This window comes from Streptomyces sp. NPDC016309 (genome assembly GCF_043077235.1).
Lineage (GTDB): Bacteria > Actinomycetota > Actinomycetes > Streptomycetales > Streptomycetaceae > Streptomyces.
In genome coordinates, this window is record NZ_JBIBSG010000010.1 from 75,911 (window position 1) to 95,033 (window position 19,123).

The window sequence follows — 19,123 nt, forward strand, 5'->3', positions numbered from 1 at the left end:
CCGGGGCAGACCGTACGTCATCCCAAGCGCCCCGGCGCACGGTAGCTTTTCCCCGTCGAACCGTCAGGCGCCTTCGCCAACCGGCTCCGGTAAATTACATCACGTCACATGCTGTCCCTTTTGCGGAGTTTCACTCCCGATGCTGTTTACTGAGGCCGCTGGGAAAGGCGAACCTCGTCCCACACTGGAGGTCCCGGTGACGACACGTGGAGTCCTGTACGTACACTCCGCACCGCGCGCGCTGTGCCCGCACGTCGAATGGGCGGTGGCGGGAGTGCTCGGTGCGAGGGTCCAGCTCGACTGGATCCGGCAGCCGGCCTCACCCGGCACCTGGAGAGCGGAGTTCTCCTGGCGGGGCGAACCGGGCACCGCCTCCAAACTCGCCTCCGCGCTGCGCGGCTGGCAGATGCTCCGCTTCGAGGTCACCGCCGAGCCCTGCCCCACCGCCGAGGGCGAGCGCTACAGCGCCACGCCCGAGCTGGGCATCTTCCACGCGGTCACCGGTATCCACGGCGACATCCTGATCCCCGAGGACCGCCTCCGCGCCGCCCTCGTCCGCGCCGCCCAGGGCGAGACCCAGCTCGAGGCCGAGATCGCCCGGCTGCTCGGCAAGCCCTGGGACGACGAGCTCGAACCCTTCCGCTACGCCGGCGAGGGCGCCCCGGTCCGCTGGCTCCACCAGGTCGTCTGACCCCGGGACGCCCACGCGCGCCCGGGTGTCCCCCGGCGCCCGCCGCCCACGTGTCACTCCGGGGCGGTGCCCCCCGGGTCGTGCCCACCCGCGGCTCCCGCTCCCGCTCGCGCCGCGTGCCGCCACCGGGTCGTGCCACGCCCGCGGACACGCGTGTGGGCCCGCCCCTCCGGGGGCGGGCCCACACGCGTGTCCGTCGGTCGCCGACCGCGAGGTCAGACCGTCCGGAACGCCAGCACCACGTTGTGGCCGCCGAAGCCGAACGAGTTGTTGATCGCGGCGATCGTGCCCTCCGGCAGCGGACGCGGCGTGTCGCGCACGATGTCGGCGTCGACCTCCTCGTCCAGGTCCTCGACGTTGATGGTCGGCGGGGCCGTCCGGTGGTACAGGGCCAGCACCGTGGCGACGGTCTCGATGCCGCCGGCACCGCCCAGCAGGTGACCGGTCATGGACTTGGTGGCGGAGACCGCCACGTGGTCCAGCTCGTCGCCGAGCACCTTGCGCAGCGCCTTCACCTCGGCGACGTCACCCTGCGGGGTGGACGTGGCGTGCGCGTTGAGGTGCACGACCTCGGCCGGCTTCAGGTCGGTGGTGTCCAGCAGGTTCTGGAGGGCGGCGGCGATGCCGCGGCCCGTCGGCTCCGGCTGGGCGATGTGGTGGCTGTCGGCCGACAGCCCCTGGCCGAGCGCCTCGCAGTAGACCTTCGCGCCCCGCGCGGCGGCGTGCTCGGCCGACTCCAGGACGACGACACCCGCGCCCTCGCCGAGGACGAAGCCGTCACGGCCCTTGTCGTACGGGCGGGAGGCCTTCTCGGGCTCGTCGTTGTTCTTGGACATCGCCATCATGTTGGCGAACGCGGCCACCGGCAGCGGGTGGATCGCCGCCTCGGTGCCGCCCGCGAGGACCACGTCGGCGCGGCCGGTACGGATCATCTCGACGGCGTAGCCGATCGCCTCGGCACCCGACGCGCACGCCGAGACCGGGGTGTGCACGCCCGCCCGGGCGTTCACCTCCAGGCCGACGTTGGCGGAGGGGCTGTTCGGCATCAGCATCGGCACGGTGTGCGGGGAGACGCGGCGTACGCCTTTCTCCTTCAGCACGTCGTACTGGTCCAGCAGGGTCGTCACGCCGCCGATGCCGGAGGCGATGACGGTGCCGAGCCGCTCGGGCTCGATCGAGGCGTCCTCGCCCGCCGGGGCGGTGAAGCCCGCGTCCGCCCACGCCTCACGGGCCGCGATCACGGCGAACTGCGCCGAACGGTCCAGCTTGCGGGCCAGCGGGCGGGGCAGCACCTCGGCCGGGTCGACGGCCACGGGTGCCGCGATGCGCACGGGCATGTCGGCGAAGCGGTCACCTTCGAGGGGCTTGACGCCGGAGCGTCCCGCCAGCAGACCCTCCCAGGTCGCGGCGGAGTCGCCACCCAGCGGTGTGGTTGCGCCGATACCGGTGACGACCACGGTGCGATTGGTCGAGTTCACAGGAATTCTTTCTCCACGTGTATGAGGTATGCGGGGAATGTGGCGCCACCGCCGGGTGGCGGTCCGATCAGCCCTGGTGCTTCAGGATGTAGTCGGCGGCGTCGCCGACAGTCTTGAGGTTCTTGACGTCCTCGTCGGGGATCTTGACGTCGAAGCGCTCTTCGGCGGCGACGACGACCTCGACCATGGAGAGCGAGTCGACGTCCAGGTCGTCGGTGAAGGACTTGTCCAGCTGGACGTCCTCGACCGGGATGCCGGCGATCTCGTTCACGATGTCGGCGAGACCGGCGACGATCTCTTCCTGAGTGGCGGCCATGTGGCGCTCCTTCGGTGTGTGTCTCAGAGGTGTTTCTCAGAGGGTTTTGAGGCTGTCGCCCGGGAAAACTCCCGAAACGTGCCTAGGGGAGGGTAACGACCGTCGCGGCGTAGACGAGACCCGCCCCGAAGCCGATGACGAGCGCGGTGTCACCGCTCTTCGCCTGACCGGTCGCCAGGAGCCGCTCCATCGCGAGCGGAATCGAGGCGGCCGAGGTGTTGCCGGTCGTCTCCACGTCACGGGCGACCGTGACGTGCTCCGGCAGCTTCAGCGTCTTCACCATCGAGTCGATGATCCGCATATTGGCCTGGTGCGGGATGAAGACGTCCAGGTCGGCCGCCGAGATCCCGGCCGCGTCCAGCGCCTGCTGGGCGACCTTCGCCATCTCGAAGACGGCCCAGCGGAACACCGCCTGGCCCTCCTGCGTGATGGCCGGGAACTTCTCGACCGTACCGTCGCGGTAGTCGGTCCACGCGACGGTCTGCTTGATGGTCTCGGACTTGTCGCCCTCGGAGCCCCACACGGTGGGGCCGATCGCCGGCTCCTTCGCGGGGCCGACGACGACGGCGCCGGCGCCGTCACCGAACAGGAAGGCCGTCGCACGGTCCTCCAGGTCGGTCAGGTCGCTCAGCCGCTCCACGCCGATCACGAGGACGTACTCGGCGGAACCTTCCACCACCATGCCCTTGGCGAGGGTCAGGCCGTAGCCGAAGCCGGCGCAGCCCGCCGAGATGTCGAACGCGGCCGGCTTGTGGGCGCCGATCTTGTCCGCGATCTCGGTGGCGACGGCGGGGGTCTGCTTGAAGTGCGAGACGGTGGAGACGATCACGCCGCCGATCTGCTCGGCCGTGATCCCCGCGTCCGCGATGGCCTTGCCGGCCGCCTCGACCGACATCACCGTCACCGTCTCCTCGGGCGAGGCCCAGTGACGGGTGGCGATGCCGGAACGGGAGCGGATCCACTCGTCGGACGAGTCGATCGTCTCCAGGATCACCTCGTTCGGCACCACACGGGTGGGCCGGTAGCCGCCGACGCCCATGATGCGGGCGTACGGTGCGCCCTGGCTGGGCTTGATCTTCGCCATGCTCTACGGCTCCTTGTCAGACGGCGGGCGTCGCGTGCTCGGCGATGAGCGCGCGGGCCGCGTCGAGGTCCTCCGGCGTCTTCAGGGCGACCGTCTTGACGCCCTTCAGGGCGCGCTTGGCGATACCGGTGAGCGTGCCGCCGGGGCACACCTCGACCAGGGCGGTCGCGCCGAGCCGCTGGAACGTTTCCATGCACAGGTCCCAGCGGACGGGGTTGGCGACCTGGCCGACCAGGCGGGCGACGACATCGGCGCCCGTGGCGACGGTCTGCCCGTCCTTGTTGGAGACGTACGGCACGGTCGGGTCGGCGACCGTCAGGGCCTCGGCGGCCTTGCGGAGCGTCTCGACCGCGGGCGCCATGTGGTGCGTGTGGAACGCGCCGGCGACCTTGAGCGCCACCACACGGCGTACGCCCTCGGGCATGTCCGCCTCGAGCGCCGCGAGCTGCTCCATGGTGCCGGCCGCCACGATCTGGCCGGCGCCGTTGACGTTCGCCGGGGTCAGGCCCAGCTTCTCCAGGTGCGGGACGGTGACCTCCGGCTCACCGCCGAGCAGCGCCGACATGCCGGTCTCGGTGACGGCGGCGGCCTCGGCCATCGCCAGGCCACGGGTCCGTACGAAGCCGAGCGCGGCCGTGTCGTCGAGGACACCGGCGAACGCGGCCGCCGTGATCTCGCCGACGCTGTGGCCGGCGACGGCGTCAGGGGCCGTGTCGCCGAGCGCGGCGGCGGACAGCAGACCGGCCGCCACCAGCAGCGGCTGGGCCACCGCCGTGTCACGGATCGCGTCCGCGTCCGCCTTGGTGCCGTAGTGGACGAGGTCGAGCCCGATGGCGTCGGACCACGCGGCGACGCGGTCACGGGCGCCGGGAAGGTCGAGCCAGGGAGTCAGGAAGCCGGGCGTCTGAGCGCCTTGGCCGGGAGCGACGAGTACGAGCACCCTCACACTCTCTCTTGTGGACGGCTCCTACCGCCCGTGAGGACAGGGACCAAGAACCGTCAGGGGAATTGTGGACGTTCGACAAAAGTCTAGGACTGCGGTTCTCCGTCGACCAGACGCCCGAGGATCAGCGCGATCCTCAGGGTGAACGCGGACCGCACATCGGACGGCGACCATCCGGTGACGTCGGTCACACGTCGGAGCCGGTAGCGCACGGTGTTCGGATGGACGAAGAGCATCCGAGCCGCGCCCTCAAGACTGCTCGCCTGCTCCAGATAAACGCTCAAGGTTTCCAGGAGCGCCGAGCCCGCCTCCTCCAGCGGTCTGTAGATCTCCTCCACCAACTGCTCGCGCGCGGACGGGTCACCGGCGATGGCGCGCTCCGGCAGCAGATCGTCCGCCAGCACCGGCCGCGGCGCGTCCTGCCACGCCGAACAGGCCTTCAGGCCCGCCGCCGCGGCCTGCGCGGACCGGGTGGCCGCCAGCAGGTCCGGCACGATCGGCCCGGCGACGACCGGCCCGGCCGCGTACGGGCCGATCAGCGCCTTGGCGACCTGGAGCGGGTTGTCGCTGCCGCCCGCGATCACCACCAGCCGGTTCCCGAGCACCCCGGTGAGCACCTGGAGCTTGGCGTGCCGGGCCGCCCGCCGGATCGCCTCCACCGTCAGCTCGCTGTCGCCGTCCGGGGCCGTGCCCAGGATCACGCACACGTGCTCCGGCGAGTTCCAGCCGAGCGCGGCCGCCCGCGAGACGGCGCCCTCGTCCGCCTCGCCGGACAGCACCGCGTTCACCACCAGGGACTCCAGCCGGGCGTCCCACGCGCCGCGCGCCTCGGCGGCCTGCGCGTACACCTGGGCCGTGGCGAACGCGATCTCCCGCGCGTACACCAGCAGCGCCTCGCGCAGCACCGACTCGTCGCCCGGGGCCGCGACCTCCTCGATCGCCGCCTCCATGACCTCGATCGTGGTGCGGACCATCTCCACGGTCTGGCGCAGGGTGATCGCCCGGGTCAGCTCGCGCGGAGCCGTGCCGAAGACGTCGGTGGAGATGGCCTGCGGGGTCTCCGGGTGCCGGAACCACTCGGTGAACGCGGCGATGCCGGCCTGGGCGACCAGCCCGATCCACGACCGGTTCTCCGGTGGCATCGCCCGGTACCAGGGCAGCGTCTCGTCCATGCGGGCGATGGCGTTCGCCGCGAGGCGTCCGGAGGACTGCTCCAGGCGCTTCAGGGTGGCGGCATGGGACCGGTGGTCGTTCGCTGCGGGTTCAGGCACGGGACAAGACTGCCTTATCCGGACGGGGGAGTGCGGCGCCGGGGCTACGGTGGTCCCGTGAGTTCACGGCAACCAGACGGCGCGGCCCCCGCCGCCGGACCCGCCCCGGGCACCCCGGTGTGGTCGGTGCGGCGGGCCGGCGACCGCTACCGCGGCGGCGCGGCGGCGGACGGCATCGAGACCCTGCACGCCTTCTCCTTCGGGCGCTTCTACGACCCCGACAACCTCCGGTTCGGCGCGATCCTGGCCTGCAACGAGGAGCGGCTCGCCCCCGGCTCCGGGTTCGACGAGCACCCCCACAGCCACACCGAGATCGTCACCTGGGTCGTGGAGGGCGAGCTCACCCACCGCGACTCGGCCGGGCACACCTCGCGCATCGGCCCGGGTGACGTACAACACCTCAGCGCGGCCGCCGGGGTCCGGCACGAGGAGCGCAACGACGGCGACCGCCCGCTGGTCTTCGTGCAGATGTGGCTGGCCCCGCGCCGGCCCGGCGGCGACCCGGCCTACGACGTGGTGCGGGGCATCGCGGACACGGCCCCGTACGCCCTGCCGGCCGCGGGCGCGACACTCCACGTACGGCGCCCCGAGGCCCCCGGGGAGCGGATCGCCGTCCCGGACGCCGCCCACGTGTACGTCCACGTCGTCCGCGGCACGGTACGGCTCGGCGACGACGAGCTCGCCCCCGGGGACTCGGCGCGGATCACCGGCTCGGCGGGGCTGGAGCTGGAGGCGCCGGCCCCGGCCGAGGTGCTGCTGTGGGAGATGGACGGCTGACCCCCGTGCGCGCGGTGCGCCACCGGGGCGCACCGCGCGGGGATCACTGGTCGGAATAGCTGAAGTCGCCCACCGTCCAGGCGCTCACGTCCTTGATGGCGATCCGGTACATCCCGCCCGTCTCCGGGATGCCCACCTGGCCCTGGAGGATCCGGGCGACGTGGAAGTGCAGATGGGTGGGCGCCCCGGACGGCCGGGACCCGCCACCCCCGGGCGGCGCGAACGTGCCGGCGAACGGACCGAGCCGGTCCGAGTCCCGCAGCACCTCGGCCACCCGCTGCCGCCAGACCGTCTCGGGCGCCAGCCGGCCCGTGATGACGGCCCCGTGGACCACGACGGTCAGGGACATCTGCGTGGTTTGCTCCGACTCCACCGTGGCGGCGATGTCAACGAGCAGTTCATCAGGCTTCGACATGGGCGTTGATTCTAGAGTGGCGGGCGCTCAGCGCGCCGCGCGGAGTTCCGCCAGCACCGCGTCCGTGAACGGTGGCCACGCCTCGACCGCCCACGGACCGAACGCCCGGTCGCTCAGGGCGACGCAGGCCCCCCCCGTGCCGCCGCCGTCCGCCCACGCGGCGTCCGGGTCGATCCACAGGAAGGTGCCCGACTGGCCGAAGTGGCCGAAGGCGCGCGGCGAGGACGAAGCGCCCGTCCAGTGCGGCGACTTGCCGTTCCGGATCTCGAAGCCCAGGCCCCAGTCGTTCGGCCGCTGGTGGCCGTACCCGGGCAGGATGCCCGTCAGCCCGGGGTGGACCACCGTCATGGCCTCCAGCACCGTGCGCGGGTCCAGCAGCCGGGGCGCCTGCACCTCGGCGGCGAACCGCACCAGGTCGTCGACCGTCGACACGGCGTCCTTCGCGGGCGAGCCGTCGAGTGCCGTGTCCGCCATGCCCAGCGGCTCCAGCACCGCCTGGCGCAGGTATTCGGCGAACGGGATGTCCGTGGCCTTCGCGACATGGTCGCCCAGCACCTCGAACCCGGCGTTGGAGTAGATCCGCCGGGTCCCCGGCGCCGCCATCACCCGGTGCTCGTCGAACGCCAGGCCCGACGTGTGCGCCAGCAGGTGCCGCACCGTGGACCCCTCGGGCCCGGCCGGCTCGTCGAGCTCGACCGCCCCCTCCTCGTACGCCACGAGCACGGCGTACGCGGCGAGCGGCTTGGTCACCGACGCCAGCGGGAACCGCCGGCCGGTGGGGCCGTGCGCCCCGGCCACCGTGCCGTCCGCCCGCACGACGGCCGCCGCCGCGTTCTCCACCGGCCAGTTCTCGATCATCGCCACGCTTCGCATGGGGACGAGCGTAACTCCGCGCCCCGCCGGGACTTCCCCGGGCCGAGGCTTGCTTCGAGTGCACTCCAAGGTCCTAGCGTGGGGGCATGACGGTGATCGAGAGCATTCCCGTACGGACCGGGCGCCGCGAGTTCTGCGTCTCCGCCCCGCCCCCGCACCCGCGCCCCGCCGGGCAGGACCGCTACACGATCAGCGAGGTGGCGGCCTGGACCGGGCTCACCGCGCACACCCTGCGCTGGTACGAGCGGATCGGGCTGATGCCGCACGTCGACCGGTCCCACACCGGCCAGCGCCGCTTCACCAACAAGGACCTGGACTGGCTCGCGTTCGTCGGCAAGCTGCGGCTGACCGGCATGCCGGTGGCGGACATGGTCCGCTACGCGGAGCTGGTGCGCGAGGGCGAGCACACCTTCGACAAGCGGCAGGAGCTGCTGGAGGCCACGCGCCGGGACGTGCGGTCCCGCATCGCGGAGCTCCAGGACACGCTCGCCGTACTCGACTACAAGATCGACTTCTATGCGGGTGCCCGACGGGCCCCGGAGAGGACCGCATGAGCACGGAAAAGATCGCGACCGTACGCCTGGGCACCGGAGGCCCGCTGGTGGGCGTCCAGGGCTTCGGCGCCATGGGCATCAGCGAGTTCTACGGCGACACCGACGAAGCGGCGGCCCGCGACACCCTCGACGCCGCCCTGGAGGCCGGCGTCACCCTGATCGACACCGCCGACATCTACGGCCGCGGCGCCAACGAGGAGTTCCTCGCGCCGTTCGTCGCGAAGCACCGCGACGAGATCACCCTCGCCACCAAGTTCGCCGTCGAGCGCACCGACGACCCGCGGTACCGGCGCGTCCGCAACGACCCCGCGTACATCAGGTCCGCCGTCGAGGGCAGCCTCCGGCGCCTCGGCGTCGACGTCATCGACCTCTACTACATGCACCGCCGCGACCCCGCCGTGCCGCTCGCCGAGTCCGTCGGCGCCATGGCCGAGCTGGTGGAGCGCGGCCTGGTCAAGCACCTGGGCCTGAGCGAGGTGACCGGCGCGGAACTGCGCGAGGCGCACGCCGTGCACCCGATCACCGCCCTCCAGTCCGAGTGGTCCCTGTTCTCCCGGGACGTCGAGCGCAGCGCGGTGGGCGCGGCGGCGGAACTGGGCGTGGCGTTCGTGCCGTACTCGCCCCTCGGCCGCGGCTTCCTCACCGGGGCGTTCGCCGACGCGGCCACGGACCTGACGGACGGCGACTTCCGGCAGCACCAGCCGCGCTTCACCGGCGACAACGCCCGCCGCAACGCCGCCCTGCTGGAGCCCGTCCGCGCCGTCGCCAAGGCCCACGGAGCCACCCCCGCCCAGGTCGCGCTCGCCTGGGTGCAGCAGCGGGCGGAGGTGCACGGCCTGGCCGTGGTGCCCATCCCCGGCACTCGCAAGCGCGCCCGCCTGCTGGAGAACGCGGCCGCCACCCGGATCACCCTCACCGAACGGGAACTGGCCGCCCTGGAACCCCTCGCCGACCGGGTCGCCGGCGACCGCTACCCGGACATGTCGTCCACCTCGGCCGCCCGGGAGTCCTGACCGGCTCAGGTGAGCGCGTACACCGCGAAGCCCGCCGCCAGCAGACCCGCGGCCGAGCGGCGGGCGGCGGTGGCGTGCGTCCACGGGGTCTCGAAGCCCCGCGCGTACCGCCCGATCACCAGCAGCAGCCCCGCGAACAGCGGCATCCACGCCAGCCGCGCCGGGATCCAGCCGAGGGTGTCGGGCGTGGTCGTCAGCCCCGGCACCGCGCCGGCGAAGGACGCGGGCACGGCCGCCGCCAGCATCGCGGTCTGGTGCCAGCACAGGATCGTCATCGCCGACAGGTTGACCACGACCACCGGCGCCCACAGCGCGGGGCGGCGCAGCAGCGCCCCCAGCCGGTCGCGCAGCAGGACCGCCGCGCCGCTCTGTGCCGCCGCCAGCGCCAGGACGAGCAGCGACGGCGGGTGGGAGTTGGTACGGGCCTCCCCGGGGACGCCGACCATCGAGGCGGGGTAGTGGAACGCGAGCAGGAGCGTGGCGAACAGGGCCGCGCCGCCGAGCAGCAGCGCCCACGCCTCCCGCCGGCCGACCCGCCGCACGCCCCACGAGACGCCGAGCTGGTAGGCGAAGAGCCAGCCGGGCAGGAGGTTCAGCAGGCCCAGCCAGGACGGCACGGCGTCCGCGTACGGGCCGTAGCGGAGGACGTCCACCACGGCGACCGAGGCGAGCAGCGGGGCGGCCGCCCACACACCGAGCCGGCGGGCGGCGCGGACGCAGTACGGGGTCAGGGCGGTCACCACCAGGTACACCCCGACGAACCACAGCGGCTGGACGACGAGTGTCGCCCCGGTGCGCAGCGTGTCGCCCGGGACGCCCGCCACGCCCAGGGCCGCGACCAGGACGGCCCACACGGCCGTGACACCGAGGACGGGACGGCCGAGCCGGGCGATCCGCCCCTTGAGCCACGCGCCGGTGGAACCCGGGCGCCCGTCGTACGACAGGACGGCCGCGTACCCGCCGACCAGGAAGAAGATCCCCAGCATCTGGAGCCCCCAGCTCAGGGGCGCGAAGAACCCGAAGGCGGACAGCGGGCTGGCGTTGTGGATCGCCCCCTCGCCGTCGAGCGTGAAACCGCCGAGGAGCCAGTGGCCGGTGGGGACGGCGAGCAGCGCCAGGGCACGCAGCCCGTCGACGGCACGGTCGCGGTGGGCCGGCGTCCGGGCGTCGATCCGGCGGGCCAGGGCGGACGCGGAGGCGGTGGCGCGGGCGGCGGCGGAGGCGGGACGGGAGCGGCGGGCGGTGGCGCGGGTGGGGGCGAGGGTCTTCATCGGACGTCTCCCCGGGCGATGGCGGCGAAGGTACGCAGGGACTCGGTGCCCGGCGCGAAGTAGCCGGTGTGGCCGTGCGCGTCGGCGGCCGGCACGGGGCGGGCGCCGAAGTCGGGGCCGGCCGGGTCGGCGCCGTGGCCGAGGCCCAGGAACCGGACGTTCGGCACCTTGGAGATCCAGTCCGACGGGTCCTTCGCGGCCCACACCCGGGCGGTGGTGCGCAGGTCGGTGACGGTGCCGGCGCGCATCCCGGGGGAGCCGAGGACCACCAGGTCACGGGCCCCCAGCCGGGGGGCGGCCAGCCCGCAGACCACGGAGCCGTAGCTGTGGCAGAACACGGCGGGCGCCGGGACGCCCTGGGCGGCGAGCCCGTCGGTGAGGCGGGCCAGCCGCTGCGCGCCCGCCTCCGCGAGCTCGCCGGTCGCGGCGTCCAGGCCCACCCCGACGGGCGTGGTGTACCCGGCCCACGCGATGACGGCGGTGCCCGGCGCGGCGGTCCGGAGCTGCCTCGCCATCCCGGCGGGCGTGCCGTACGGGTCGCCGGCCCGGTCGTACGTCCCCGCGTCGATGTCCGACCCCGGTACGACGACGGCGACGTGGCGGCTGTGCGCCAGGTCCCCGAGTACCTCGGCCACCTGGCCGCGCCCGCGCGGGTCGAACGCCAGGACCTGCCGCCCGGCGAGGTGCGCGAACCGGGGATCACGCCGCAGGGCGGTCGCGTTGGCCTCGTAGCGGAGGGCGACCGGGGCCCCGTCGAGGTTGCCCACGACGGTGGGGTGACGGCGCGCCAGGTCCTTCTGCCGTGCGGCCGGCAGGGTCCGGAAGAAGGCCGCCACCTCACGGGGCGTGGCGGTCGCCGGATCGGGCAGCGCCCGCCCCAGCGACGTGTCGTCCCGCCACGCCTCGCTCCCCGGCGGCGGCCCGGTCACCGCCCGCTGCCCGCTCCCGGCGGCCCACCCGGCGGTCCCGCCGACGACCACGCCCATGAGCAGGACGGCGGTCAGCGCCCTTCCCCAGCGCCTGCCGCCGCGGCCGGTGCCCTCCGGCTGGCCGGCGCCGACCGTGTGGTCGGTGCCGACCGTGTCGACGGTGCTGTCCGTGCGGGCCTTCTTCCAGCGGCGCATGACGCCCCCCTCTGCTTCCCTCGTCCTGTGCGGCGAGAGGAAGGTAAGGAGGCGGCCTCCGGCAGGACGTCACCCCGAGGAGCCAACTGCCGGGTGGTACCCGGGTAGGGGGTGTACGAGAGCGGTGGGCCGGACGGGGCCGGCGGACCGGCCCGGGGCGCTCCGGGTCGTGTCCCAGGGAGCGTGCAGGACGCCGCGGGCCAGGCGAGACTTTGCGGACACGACCTAGGCGTCGCCCGGGGTGACCAGGCCAGACTCGTAGGCGAAGATCACCGCTTGCGCCCGGTCGCGGAGGTCCAGCTTGGACAGCACGCGCCCGAAGTGCGTCTTCACCGTCTGCTCGGCGAGGACCAGCCGGCCGGCTATCTCCTGGTTCGACAGGCCCCGGGCGATCAGCTCCAGCACCTCCGTCTCCCGGGGCGTCAGGCCGTTGAGGCGCAGCGAGCGGTCCCGGCGCGGGGCCGGGCGGGAGGCGGCGAAGTCGGCGATCAGGCGGCGCGTCACGGACGGCGCCAGCAGCGCCTCGCCGGCCGCCACCACCCGTACCGCGCCGATCAGGTCCGCCGGCGGGGCGTCCTTCAGCAGGAACCCGGACGCACCGGCGCGCAGCGCCTCGTACACGTAGTCGTCCACGTCGAAGGTGGTGAGCATCAGCACCTTCGGCAGGTGCACGACCCCCGGCGGCGGTGACAGGATCTCCCGCGCCGCCGCCAGGCCGTCCATCTCCGGCATCCGGACGTCCATCAGGACCACGTCGGGGTGTGTCGAGCGGGCCACGGCCACCCCCTCGCGGCCGTCCGGCGCCTCCCCGACCACGTCGATGTCCGGCTGCGCCGACAGCAGCGCGGCGAATCCCGCGCGCACCATGGCCTGGTCGTCGACGATGATCACGCGGATGGTCACGCGGGTTCCTCCGGAGCGGGGGTGAGGGGCAGACAGGCCGCGACACGGAAACCGCCGTCGGGCAGCGGCCCGGTGTCGAGGGTGCCGCCGGTCAACCGTACGCGCTCCCGCATGCCGACCAGCCCGTGCCCCGTACCGGACGTCTCCAGGGGTGAACTTGCCTGCTCCAGGGGCCCGTTGACGACCAGCACCGTCAGCCGGTCGCTGTCCGCCGACACCGACACCGACACGCGCGTCGGCGCGCCCGGCGCGTGCCGCACCACGTTGGCGAGCGCCTCCTGCACGATCCGGTACGCGGACAGGTCCACCGCCGGCGGCACGGCACCCAGCCCGGCCGGCATCGCCAGCTCGGCGGGCACCCCCGCCCGTACCGTCGCCTCCACGAGCTGCTGCACCCGCTCCAGCCCCGGCTGCGGTGCCCGTTCGCCCTCCGCGCCCTCACTGCGCAGCACCGCCAGCAGCCGCCGCATCTCGGCCAGCGACTCGCGCGCGGACGCGGCGATCGTCGAGAACTCCTCGCACGCCGCCGCCGGCAGCCCCTCGATCCGGTACGGCGCCGAGTCCGCCTGCACGGTGATCACCGACATGTGGTGGGCCACCACGTCGTGCAACTCCCGCGCGATGCGGGCCCGTTCCTCCAGCAGGGTGCGCCGCGCACGCTCGGCCTCACTGATCGTCTCCTGCTCGACGAGCCGCCGTTGCGCGTCCCCGCGCTCCCGCAGCGACGCCGTCAGCAGCAGCACGGCCCCGCTGAGGATGAACAGCAGCAGGTGGATGCCGTCGCTGCGGGTCGGCGAGATCAGCTCGAAGAGGAACCCCGCCGCGCCGGTCACCAGCCACACGCCCAGCAGCGTGCGGCGCGGCTCGCGCAGCCCCAGGGCCGCCATCAGTGCCAGGCGGCCGACCACGATCATCGGCGTCCACGGCCACGCCCGGCCGGCCACGCCGTCGGCACCGAGCAGGAACAGCGCGCCCAGCACATCGGCGGCCATGACGATCCACCACGCCTGGAGCGGACGCCTCACGGCGAGCAGCAGCGGCACGGTCTGCGCGGTCGCCAGGGCCCCGGCGACAGCGCCGTTGACCCGGTAGTCGCCGACGAGGACGGTGACGGTGACCGGCAGCAGCGTGGCGACGAACCCGAAGGCGACGGCGTACGGCAGCCTCCGCAGCCAGGGCGAGGCCGCCCGCGCGAGCAGCGGCTCCGCGCCCTCGGTCGGCGTGGTGACGGCGAGCCCCAGCGCGCGTGCCGAACCGCGCAGTCGGGAGAGCGGGAGATTGGTACGCATGATCCGCCAGCCTAGGCAGCGGCCGGCCACCCGGCGTCATACCGGAGTGCCGGTTCCCACCCCCTACCCCGGTACGACCCCACCGCCCCGCCGGGGCGGGCCTCCGCCGGCTCCGGATCCGCCGGGCCCGGGCAGGCCGGGCCCGGCGGCCTCCCGGGACCCCGGGGTCACAGCTCCGCGAGGAGCTGGGCCTTCTTCGCGGCGAACTCCTCGTCCGTCACCAGGCCCGCCTGGTACAGCTCGCCCAGGTGCCGTATGCGCTCCGCGATCACCGCCGGGTCGCGTCCCGCCGTCACCGCGGCGGGCACCGGCACGGGCAGCCCGCCCGCGTCCCGGACCGCGGCGAGGACCGCCGCGGCGAACGGCAGGGACTCGTGCACGGGCCCGTAACCCAGCCCGAAGACGACTGCCGCCGGGTCCTGGTCCGCCTGCGCCGGCTGGACGTCGCCCGCGTGGCCGCGCCGCAGCAGCCGGAGGTAGCCGTCGAAGACGTCGGGCGAGCGCCACTCGACCCCGCTCAGCTCCCGTACGGAGAAGGACTGGTCGCCGGCCTTCCACTTGGCGGACGACGCGCCGGTCCAGAACCAGCGGAACGCCACCTGGCCACCGTCGAAGGACGCCTTGCCGTCGTACGCCTTGAACTGGAGCGGCGCCTCGGGGGCGGCGACCAGGAACCGGTCGGCCGGCTCCCCGGCGTCCGGCCCGAGCAGGGCGCGCAGCTCGTCGGCGTAGTACTCGGCGAGGGTCTCCCGCTCGGCCGGCAGCACCAGCCGGTACGGGTCGCAGGCGTCCTTGAGCTGGCCCGCGGCCGCCTCCATCAGCGGATCGGCTCCCGCCCTCGGGACCGCGTGCAGCACGACCGTGCCGCGTCTGCCAGGGGAGAGGGTCACCGACGCCAACGCTTCGTGCGGGATGCGTCGCTCGCGCAGCGCCTGGTAGAGCTTCGGTGCGCGGATCCCCCGTTCGAAGCGGATGAGCACGGCGTCGGGTTCGAACTCCCAGGTGGCATGAATTCCGGCCAGCACATCACCCATGCGCCTCATCGTATGCGGCGGGCGCCCGCGCGTCGCCCCCCGGAGACGCGCGGGGTCGCCCGGAGACTTGTGGGCCGGGGCGGCGCTCCACGCGCCTCTACGCGCGTCAGACCGTGCTCGTGCCGGAGATTCCGCTGCGGCAGCCGTACGGGTCGCCCTCACAGCGGACCGTACGGTACGAGCCGACGCCTATGTCTGCGAAGTTGCGGAGGCTCTCCGTACCGGGCTCGAAGTACCCGGCGTGGCCCACCGCGCCCGCCGCGGACAGCACCCGGGCCCCGAACTCCGGCGCCACCGGATCGGCGCCGTGCCCCAGCCCGCCGACCTCCAGGTACGGCACCCCGGCGATCCAGTCGTCGGCGTCCCGCATGGCCCACACCCGGGCTCCGGTGCCCAGTGCGGACGCCGTCTCGGCCCGCATTCCGGGGCTCCCGGCCACCGCGACGTCCACCACCCGGGAGGGCAGCCGGCGGGCGGCGACCCCGCACACCACGGAGCCGTAGCTGTGGCAGAACAGCGCCACCCGGGAGTCGCCGGGCAGCGCGGAGGTGAGGCCGACCAGCCGGTTCGCCCCCGTCTCGGCGAGCCGCCCGATGGCCGCGTCCATGCCGACGCCGACGGGCGCGGTGTAGTCGGCCCAGGCGATCACGGCGGTACGGGTGGCGGGGGAGGCGGCGCGCTCGGCGGCGTACAGCGATTCGGCCATCCCGGCGGGGGCCGAGTATTTGCGGGCGGTCTTCTGGAACGTGAGCAGGTTGGTGTCGACGCCCGGGACGACCACCGAGACGTGCTCGGCCCGGTCGAGGTCGCCGAAGACCTCGGCGACACGGCCCTTGCCGGACGGGTCGAAGGCCAGGACCTGCCGGTCGGCGCGCATCAGGGAGGCGAACCGGTGCGTGCGCCGGACGGCCTCCAGGTGCCCCTCCGGGGACAGCCGACCGTCCTCCACCCGCTTCCGCTCGGCCTCCAGCGCGGCGCGCAGCGCGTGCCGGTTGGCCCGGTAGCGGACGGTGACGGGGACGCCGTCGAGGTTGCCCACGACGAGCGGGTGCTCGGCGGCGAGCCGGTCGCGCTGACGGGGGCTCAGCGAGCCGAAGAACGCGGCGAGTACGGACGGCGGGGACGCGGGATCGGGAAGGTCCCGGGTGCCTATCCGGTCGTCCCGCCACGCGGCGAGCGCGGCCTCGCGCGGCTCTCCCGGCCCGCGGTGATGGCGGATCGCGGTCCAGCCGGTCGTCATGAGGAGGACGAAGACCACGGCGAGGGCGAGCAGTGCGCGCCACACCTGGAGCGTGGGGGAGGAGTCGAAGGAAGTCACTGCGGGACACCCTAGGAGACGTGCGAGGGGCGTCGCGAGGAGGGTGACGTACATCACGCGTGAGAGTGGCTCATCGGGGTAGTGCGCTCACTCCCCGTACGCGCCGGGCGTCAACACGCCCTATATAAAAGCCGCGTGAGGAAAGGCCCGGTAAAGACGCGAGGCCCGGCAAGGCGCATGGCCCGGTGCGGGTGAGGGCGGGGGGGGAGGGCGCGGGGGAGGGTGCGGGCGCCCGGGCGTCACCTCCGTGCGCCAGGGGCGCGCCAGTCGGCGGCGAGCGCCGGGCCCAGATGGTCCAGGTACGTCTCGGTGAGCGTCCGGATCGCCTCCAGGGACGCGTCCGCGCCGCGCCCCCAGAGCTGCCCGGTGATCCGCATGACGCCGCTGAACGCGGCGACGGCCACACGCGGGCGCGGATCGGCGTCCACGTCCAGGCCCTCCCGTGCGGCGATCAGCTCGGCGATGGTCTCCTCCATCTCGATGGAGCGCCGCAGGTGGACGGCGAGGAGGGCCGGGGTCGACTCGATCACCTGGAAGGTGCGCAGGTACAGCTCGATCGGCACGAGCTCCATGATCGCCTCGCCGATCGTGTCCCAGGCGGACAGCACGGCGTTGCGCATCGCCTCCAGCGGCGCCTCGTGCGCGGGGCGCTCGCGCAGGGCGGTCAGGAAGTGCCGCTCGACCATGTGCTGGACGGCGAAGGCGACCTCCTCCTTGCTGGCGAAGTAGCGGAAGAAGGTGCGCTGCGACACGTCCACGGCGTCGACGATCTCGTCGACCGTCGTCCGCTCGTACCCCCGGGTGGTGAACAGCTCCAGCGCGGCGCGCAGCAGGGCGTCGCGGGTGCGCTGCTTCTTGCGCTCACGCAGCCCGGCGGGCGCCGGCCTCCCGGCGGTGGTCGGCTGCTCGGGCGTCACGTCATGGTCCTCTTTCTGCCATTTCCGGCTGCTCAGGCTACCTGTGAGCGACGCGACAGTTACCGGCGTATGAAACCCTTTGTCAATTGTCAGTCGCTGACACTAGCCTCGCTCGTATGACTAGTAGGACCACCATCCAGAAGTCGCCGCAGGGCCAGGACCCCGTGCCGGGACCGGGCAGGGGCCTGCGCGGCCACCCCTGGCTGACGCTGTTCGCCGTGGCGGTCGGCGTGATGATGGTCGCGCTCGACGGCACGATCGTCGCGATCGCCAACCCCGCGATCCAGCGGGACCTCGGCGCGTCACTCGCCGACGTCCAGTGGATCACCAACAGCTATCTGCTCGCCCTCGCCGTGGCGCTGATCACCGCGGGCAAGCTCGGGGACCGGTTCGGTCACCGCCAGACGTTCCTCATCGGCATCGCGGGCTTCGCCGCCGCCTCCGCCGCGATCGGCATGTCCGACTCGATCGCCCTCGTGATCGCCTTCCGGGTGCTCCAGGGCGTCTTCGGCGCCCTGCTGATGCCGGCCGCGCTCGGCCTGCTGCGCGCCACCTTCCCGGCCGAGAAGCTGAACATGGCCATCGGCATCTGGGGCATGGTCATCGGCGCCTCCACCGCGGGCGGCCCCATCCTCGGCGGCCTCCTCGTGGAGCACGTGAGCTGGCAGTCCGTGTTCTTCATCAACGTGCCGGTCGGGGTGGTCGCCCTGGCGCTGGGCCTGGTGATCCTCAAGGACCACCGCGCGGAGAACGCGCCCCGCTCCTTCGACGTCCCCGGCATCCTGCTGCTGTCCGCCGCGATGGGGTCCCTGGTCTTCGGCCTGATCAAGGCCGGCGAGTCCTGGGGCTGGGACGGCGGCAACACCTGGCTGTGCCTGCTGGGCGCGGTGGTCCTCTTCGCCCTGTTCGCCGTCTGGGAGACGAAGGTCGCGGAACCGCTCATCCCGCTGGGCATGTTCCGCTCGGTACCGCTGTCGGCGGGCACCGTGCTGATGGTGCTGATGGCCTTCGCCTTCATGGGCGGGCTGTTCTTCGTCACCTTCTACCTCCAGGGCGTCAAGGGACTCAGCCCGGTCGACAGCGGCCTGCACCTGCTGCCGCTGACGGCCATGATGATCGTCTCCTCGCCGCTGGCGGGCGCGCTCATCACCAAGTTCGGCCCCCGGGTCCCGCTGGTGGGCGGCATGGTGTGCACCGCGGCCGCCATGTTCGGCATGATCACCCTGACCGAGGGCACCGGCACCCTGGCCATGTCCCTCTGGTTCGCCCTGCTGGGCCTCGGCCTCGCCCCGGTCATGGTGGGCGCCACGGAGGTCATCGTGGGCAACGCTCCGCTGGAGCTGTCCGGTGTGGCCGGCGGTCTCCAGCAGGCCGCCATGCAGGTCGGCGGCGCGCTCGGTACGGCGGTGCTGGGCGCGGTCATGTCCTCCAAGGTGAACGCCGAGTTCGCCGGCAACTGGAAGGACGCCGGCATCCCGGTCCCGCCCGACCCGCGGCTGGAGCAGGCGGCGGAGTTCGGTGCCGTTCCGGCCGAGCTGGCGAAGGCCCCCGGGATGACGCCGGACCTGCTCGCGAAGATCGGCGGCGTCATCCACGACACCTTCCTCTCCGGCATGGGCCTGGCCTTCACGGTCGCGGGCGTCGTGGCGGTCGTCGCGGCGCTGGTGGCCACGCTGACCAAGCGCGGTGAGAACGCGGAGGCGGGCGCGGGCGGCGCCCATATCTGAGCTCCCCGGCCGGGTCCTGCCCGGCGCACGACGAGGGCCCCGCGGCGCGTCCGCTGCGGGGCCCTCGTCGTGGTTGTGGTCGTGGCCGTGCCTGTGCGGGTGGCTGTGGCTGTGCGGGTGGCTGT

19 protein-coding genes are annotated in these 19,123 nt (G+C 73.5%); 5 read left to right on the forward strand and 14 right to left on the reverse strand.

Going from position 1 to position 19,123, the window contains the following annotated elements:
* The first annotated feature begins 196 nt into the window (after window positions 1–196).
* A complete protein-coding gene (locus ACF068_RS24825; RefSeq protein ID WP_392276499.1) occupies window positions 197–691 on the forward strand; it encodes a DUF3145 domain-containing protein in 495 nt (164 codons plus the stop codon).
* A gap of 215 nt (window positions 692–906) precedes the next feature.
* Here the strand turns inward: ACF068_RS24825 and fabF are convergent, their stop codons facing one another.
* The 5 genes from fabF to ACF068_RS24850 all read right to left on the reverse strand — a co-directional run bounded on the left by fabF (window position 907) and on the right by ACF068_RS24850 (window position 5,801).
* A complete protein-coding gene (gene fabF / locus ACF068_RS24830) occupies window positions 907–2,169 on the reverse strand; it encodes a beta-ketoacyl-ACP synthase II (RefSeq protein ID WP_392276500.1) in 1,263 nt (420 codons plus the stop codon).
* A gap of 67 nt (window positions 2,170–2,236) precedes the next feature.
* Window positions 2,237–2,485 carry an acyl carrier protein gene (locus ACF068_RS24835; RefSeq protein ID WP_084897295.1) on the reverse strand — a complete coding sequence of 83 codons (249 nt, stop codon included), beginning with the start codon at window positions 2,483–2,485 and terminating at the stop codon, window positions 2,237–2,239.
* An 82-nt stretch (window positions 2,486–2,567) separates the two neighbouring features.
* Complete coding sequence (locus ACF068_RS24840; RefSeq protein WP_392276501.1) at window positions 2,568–3,569, reverse strand: ketoacyl-ACP synthase III; 1,002 nt, start codon at window positions 3,567–3,569, stop codon at window positions 2,568–2,570.
* A gap of 16 nt (window positions 3,570–3,585) precedes the next feature.
* Window positions 3,586–4,509, reverse strand: a complete 924-nt coding sequence (locus ACF068_RS24845) for an ACP S-malonyltransferase (RefSeq protein ID WP_392276502.1) — start codon at window positions 4,507–4,509, stop codon at window positions 3,586–3,588.
* An 89-nt stretch (window positions 4,510–4,598) separates the two neighbouring features.
* A complete protein-coding gene (locus tag ACF068_RS24850) occupies window positions 4,599–5,801 on the reverse strand; it encodes a PucR family transcriptional regulator (RefSeq protein WP_392276679.1) in 1,203 nt (400 codons plus the stop codon).
* A 99-nt stretch (window positions 5,802–5,900) separates the two neighbouring features.
* Between ACF068_RS24850 and ACF068_RS24855 the strand changes: the two genes are divergently transcribed.
* Window positions 5,901–6,560, forward strand: coding sequence for a pirin family protein (locus ACF068_RS24855; protein ID WP_392276680.1), 660 nt, complete (start codon window positions 5,901–5,903; stop codon window positions 6,558–6,560).
* Between the two features lie 43 nt (window positions 6,561–6,603).
* On the opposite strand, the gene ACF068_RS24860 is transcribed toward ACF068_RS24855, so the two are convergent.
* The gene (locus ACF068_RS24860; protein ID WP_392276503.1) at window positions 6,604–6,975 is read right to left on the reverse strand and encodes a hypothetical protein; all 372 of its coding nucleotides are present in this window, start codon (window positions 6,973–6,975) and stop codon (window positions 6,604–6,606) included.
* A gap of 27 nt (window positions 6,976–7,002) precedes the next feature.
* Window positions 7,003–7,848 (reverse strand): serine hydrolase domain-containing protein, encoded by an 846-nt coding sequence (locus tag ACF068_RS24865; RefSeq protein ID WP_392276504.1) that lies wholly within the window; start codon window positions 7,846–7,848, stop codon window positions 7,003–7,005.
* Window positions 7,849–7,934: 86 nt separating this feature from the next.
* On the opposite strand from ACF068_RS24865, the gene ACF068_RS24870 reads away from it, so the two are divergent.
* Both ACF068_RS24870 and ACF068_RS24875 read left to right on the forward strand, forming a co-directional pair.
* Window positions 7,935–8,402 (forward strand): MerR family transcriptional regulator, encoded by a 468-nt coding sequence (locus ACF068_RS24870; RefSeq protein WP_392276505.1) that lies wholly within the window; start codon window positions 7,935–7,937, stop codon window positions 8,400–8,402.
* Window positions 8,399–9,415 (forward strand): aldo/keto reductase, encoded by a 1,017-nt coding sequence (locus ACF068_RS24875; protein ID WP_392276506.1) that lies wholly within the window; start codon window positions 8,399–8,401, stop codon window positions 9,413–9,415. Before ACF068_RS24870 ends, ACF068_RS24875 begins: the two co-directional genes overlap by 4 nt.
* A gap of 5 nt (window positions 9,416–9,420) precedes the next feature.
* Here the strand turns inward: ACF068_RS24875 and ACF068_RS24880 are convergent, their stop codons facing one another.
* From ACF068_RS24880 to ACF068_RS24910, 7 genes are all read right to left on the reverse strand, one after another.
* On the reverse strand, window positions 9,421–10,686 hold the full coding sequence (locus ACF068_RS24880; protein ID WP_392276507.1) for an acyltransferase: 1,266 nt from the start codon (window positions 10,684–10,686) through the stop codon (window positions 9,421–9,423).
* Window positions 10,683–11,672 (reverse strand): alpha/beta hydrolase, encoded by a 990-nt coding sequence (locus tag ACF068_RS24885; protein ID WP_392276681.1) that lies wholly within the window; start codon window positions 11,670–11,672, stop codon window positions 10,683–10,685. Before ACF068_RS24885 ends, ACF068_RS24880 begins: the two co-directional genes overlap by 4 nt.
* A gap of 363 nt (window positions 11,673–12,035) precedes the next feature.
* The gene (locus ACF068_RS24890; RefSeq protein ID WP_392276508.1) at window positions 12,036–12,713 is read right to left on the reverse strand and encodes a response regulator; all 678 of its coding nucleotides are present in this window, start codon (window positions 12,711–12,713) and stop codon (window positions 12,036–12,038) included.
* A complete protein-coding gene (locus tag ACF068_RS24895; protein ID WP_392276509.1) occupies window positions 12,710–14,002 on the reverse strand; it encodes a sensor histidine kinase in 1,293 nt (430 codons plus the stop codon). Before ACF068_RS24895 ends, ACF068_RS24890 begins: the two co-directional genes overlap by 4 nt.
* Before the next feature lie 167 nt (window positions 14,003–14,169).
* Window positions 14,170–15,036, reverse strand: coding sequence for a DUF4429 domain-containing protein (locus ACF068_RS24900; protein ID WP_392276510.1), 867 nt, complete (start codon window positions 15,034–15,036; stop codon window positions 14,170–14,172).
* A gap of 106 nt (window positions 15,037–15,142) precedes the next feature.
* Window positions 15,143–16,354 carry an alpha/beta hydrolase gene (locus ACF068_RS24905; protein ID WP_392276511.1) on the reverse strand — a complete coding sequence of 404 codons (1,212 nt, stop codon included), beginning with the start codon at window positions 16,352–16,354 and terminating at the stop codon, window positions 15,143–15,145.
* A gap of 239 nt (window positions 16,355–16,593) precedes the next feature.
* On the reverse strand, window positions 16,594–17,271 hold the full coding sequence (locus tag ACF068_RS24910) for a TetR/AcrR family transcriptional regulator (RefSeq protein ID WP_392276512.1): 678 nt from the start codon (window positions 17,269–17,271) through the stop codon (window positions 16,594–16,596).
* A 116-nt stretch (window positions 17,272–17,387) separates the two neighbouring features.
* Here ACF068_RS24910 and ACF068_RS24915 point away from each other — a divergent pair, with 116 nt between their 5' ends.
* Complete coding sequence (locus ACF068_RS24915) at window positions 17,388–18,998, forward strand: MFS transporter (RefSeq protein WP_392276513.1); 1,611 nt, start codon at window positions 17,388–17,390, stop codon at window positions 18,996–18,998.
* The last annotated feature ends 125 nt before the right edge of the window (window positions 18,999–19,123 follow it).

What these genes read in the sequence shown, in the direction of transcription:
- ACF068_RS24835 (WP_084897295.1), bottom strand. Translation starts at nt 2,485, where the DNA reads ATGGCCGCCACTCAGGAAGAGATCGTCGCCGGTCTCGCCGACATCGTG.
- ACF068_RS24900 (WP_392276510.1), bottom strand. Translation starts at nt 15,036, where the DNA reads ATGGGTGATGTGCTGGCCGGAATTCATGCCACCTGGGAGTTCGAACCC.
- ACF068_RS24865 (WP_392276504.1), bottom strand. Translation starts at nt 7,848, where the DNA reads ATGCGAAGCGTGGCGATGATCGAGAACTGGCCGGTGGAGAACGCGGCG.
- ACF068_RS24870 (WP_392276505.1), top strand. Translation starts at nt 7,935, where the DNA reads ATGACGGTGATCGAGAGCATTCCCGTACGGACCGGGCGCCGCGAGTTC.
- ACF068_RS24885 (WP_392276681.1), bottom strand. Translation starts at nt 11,672, where the DNA reads ATGGGCGTGGTCGTCGGCGGGACCGCCGGGTGGGCCGCCGGGAGCGGG.
- ACF068_RS24915 (WP_392276513.1), top strand. Translation starts at nt 17,388, where the DNA reads ATGACTAGTAGGACCACCATCCAGAAGTCGCCGCAGGGCCAGGACCCC.
- ACF068_RS24860 (WP_392276503.1), bottom strand. Translation starts at nt 6,975, where the DNA reads ATGTCGAAGCCTGATGAACTGCTCGTTGACATCGCCGCCACGGTGGAG.
- ACF068_RS24875 (WP_392276506.1), top strand. Translation starts at nt 8,399, where the DNA reads ATGAGCACGGAAAAGATCGCGACCGTACGCCTGGGCACCGGAGGCCCG.
- ACF068_RS24840 (WP_392276501.1), bottom strand. Translation starts at nt 3,569, where the DNA reads ATGGCGAAGATCAAGCCCAGCCAGGGCGCACCGTACGCCCGCATCATG.
- ACF068_RS24880 (WP_392276507.1), bottom strand. Translation starts at nt 10,686, where the DNA reads ATGAAGACCCTCGCCCCCACCCGCGCCACCGCCCGCCGCTCCCGTCCC.
- ACF068_RS24895 (WP_392276509.1), bottom strand. Translation starts at nt 14,002, where the DNA reads ATGCGTACCAATCTCCCGCTCTCCCGACTGCGCGGTTCGGCACGCGCG.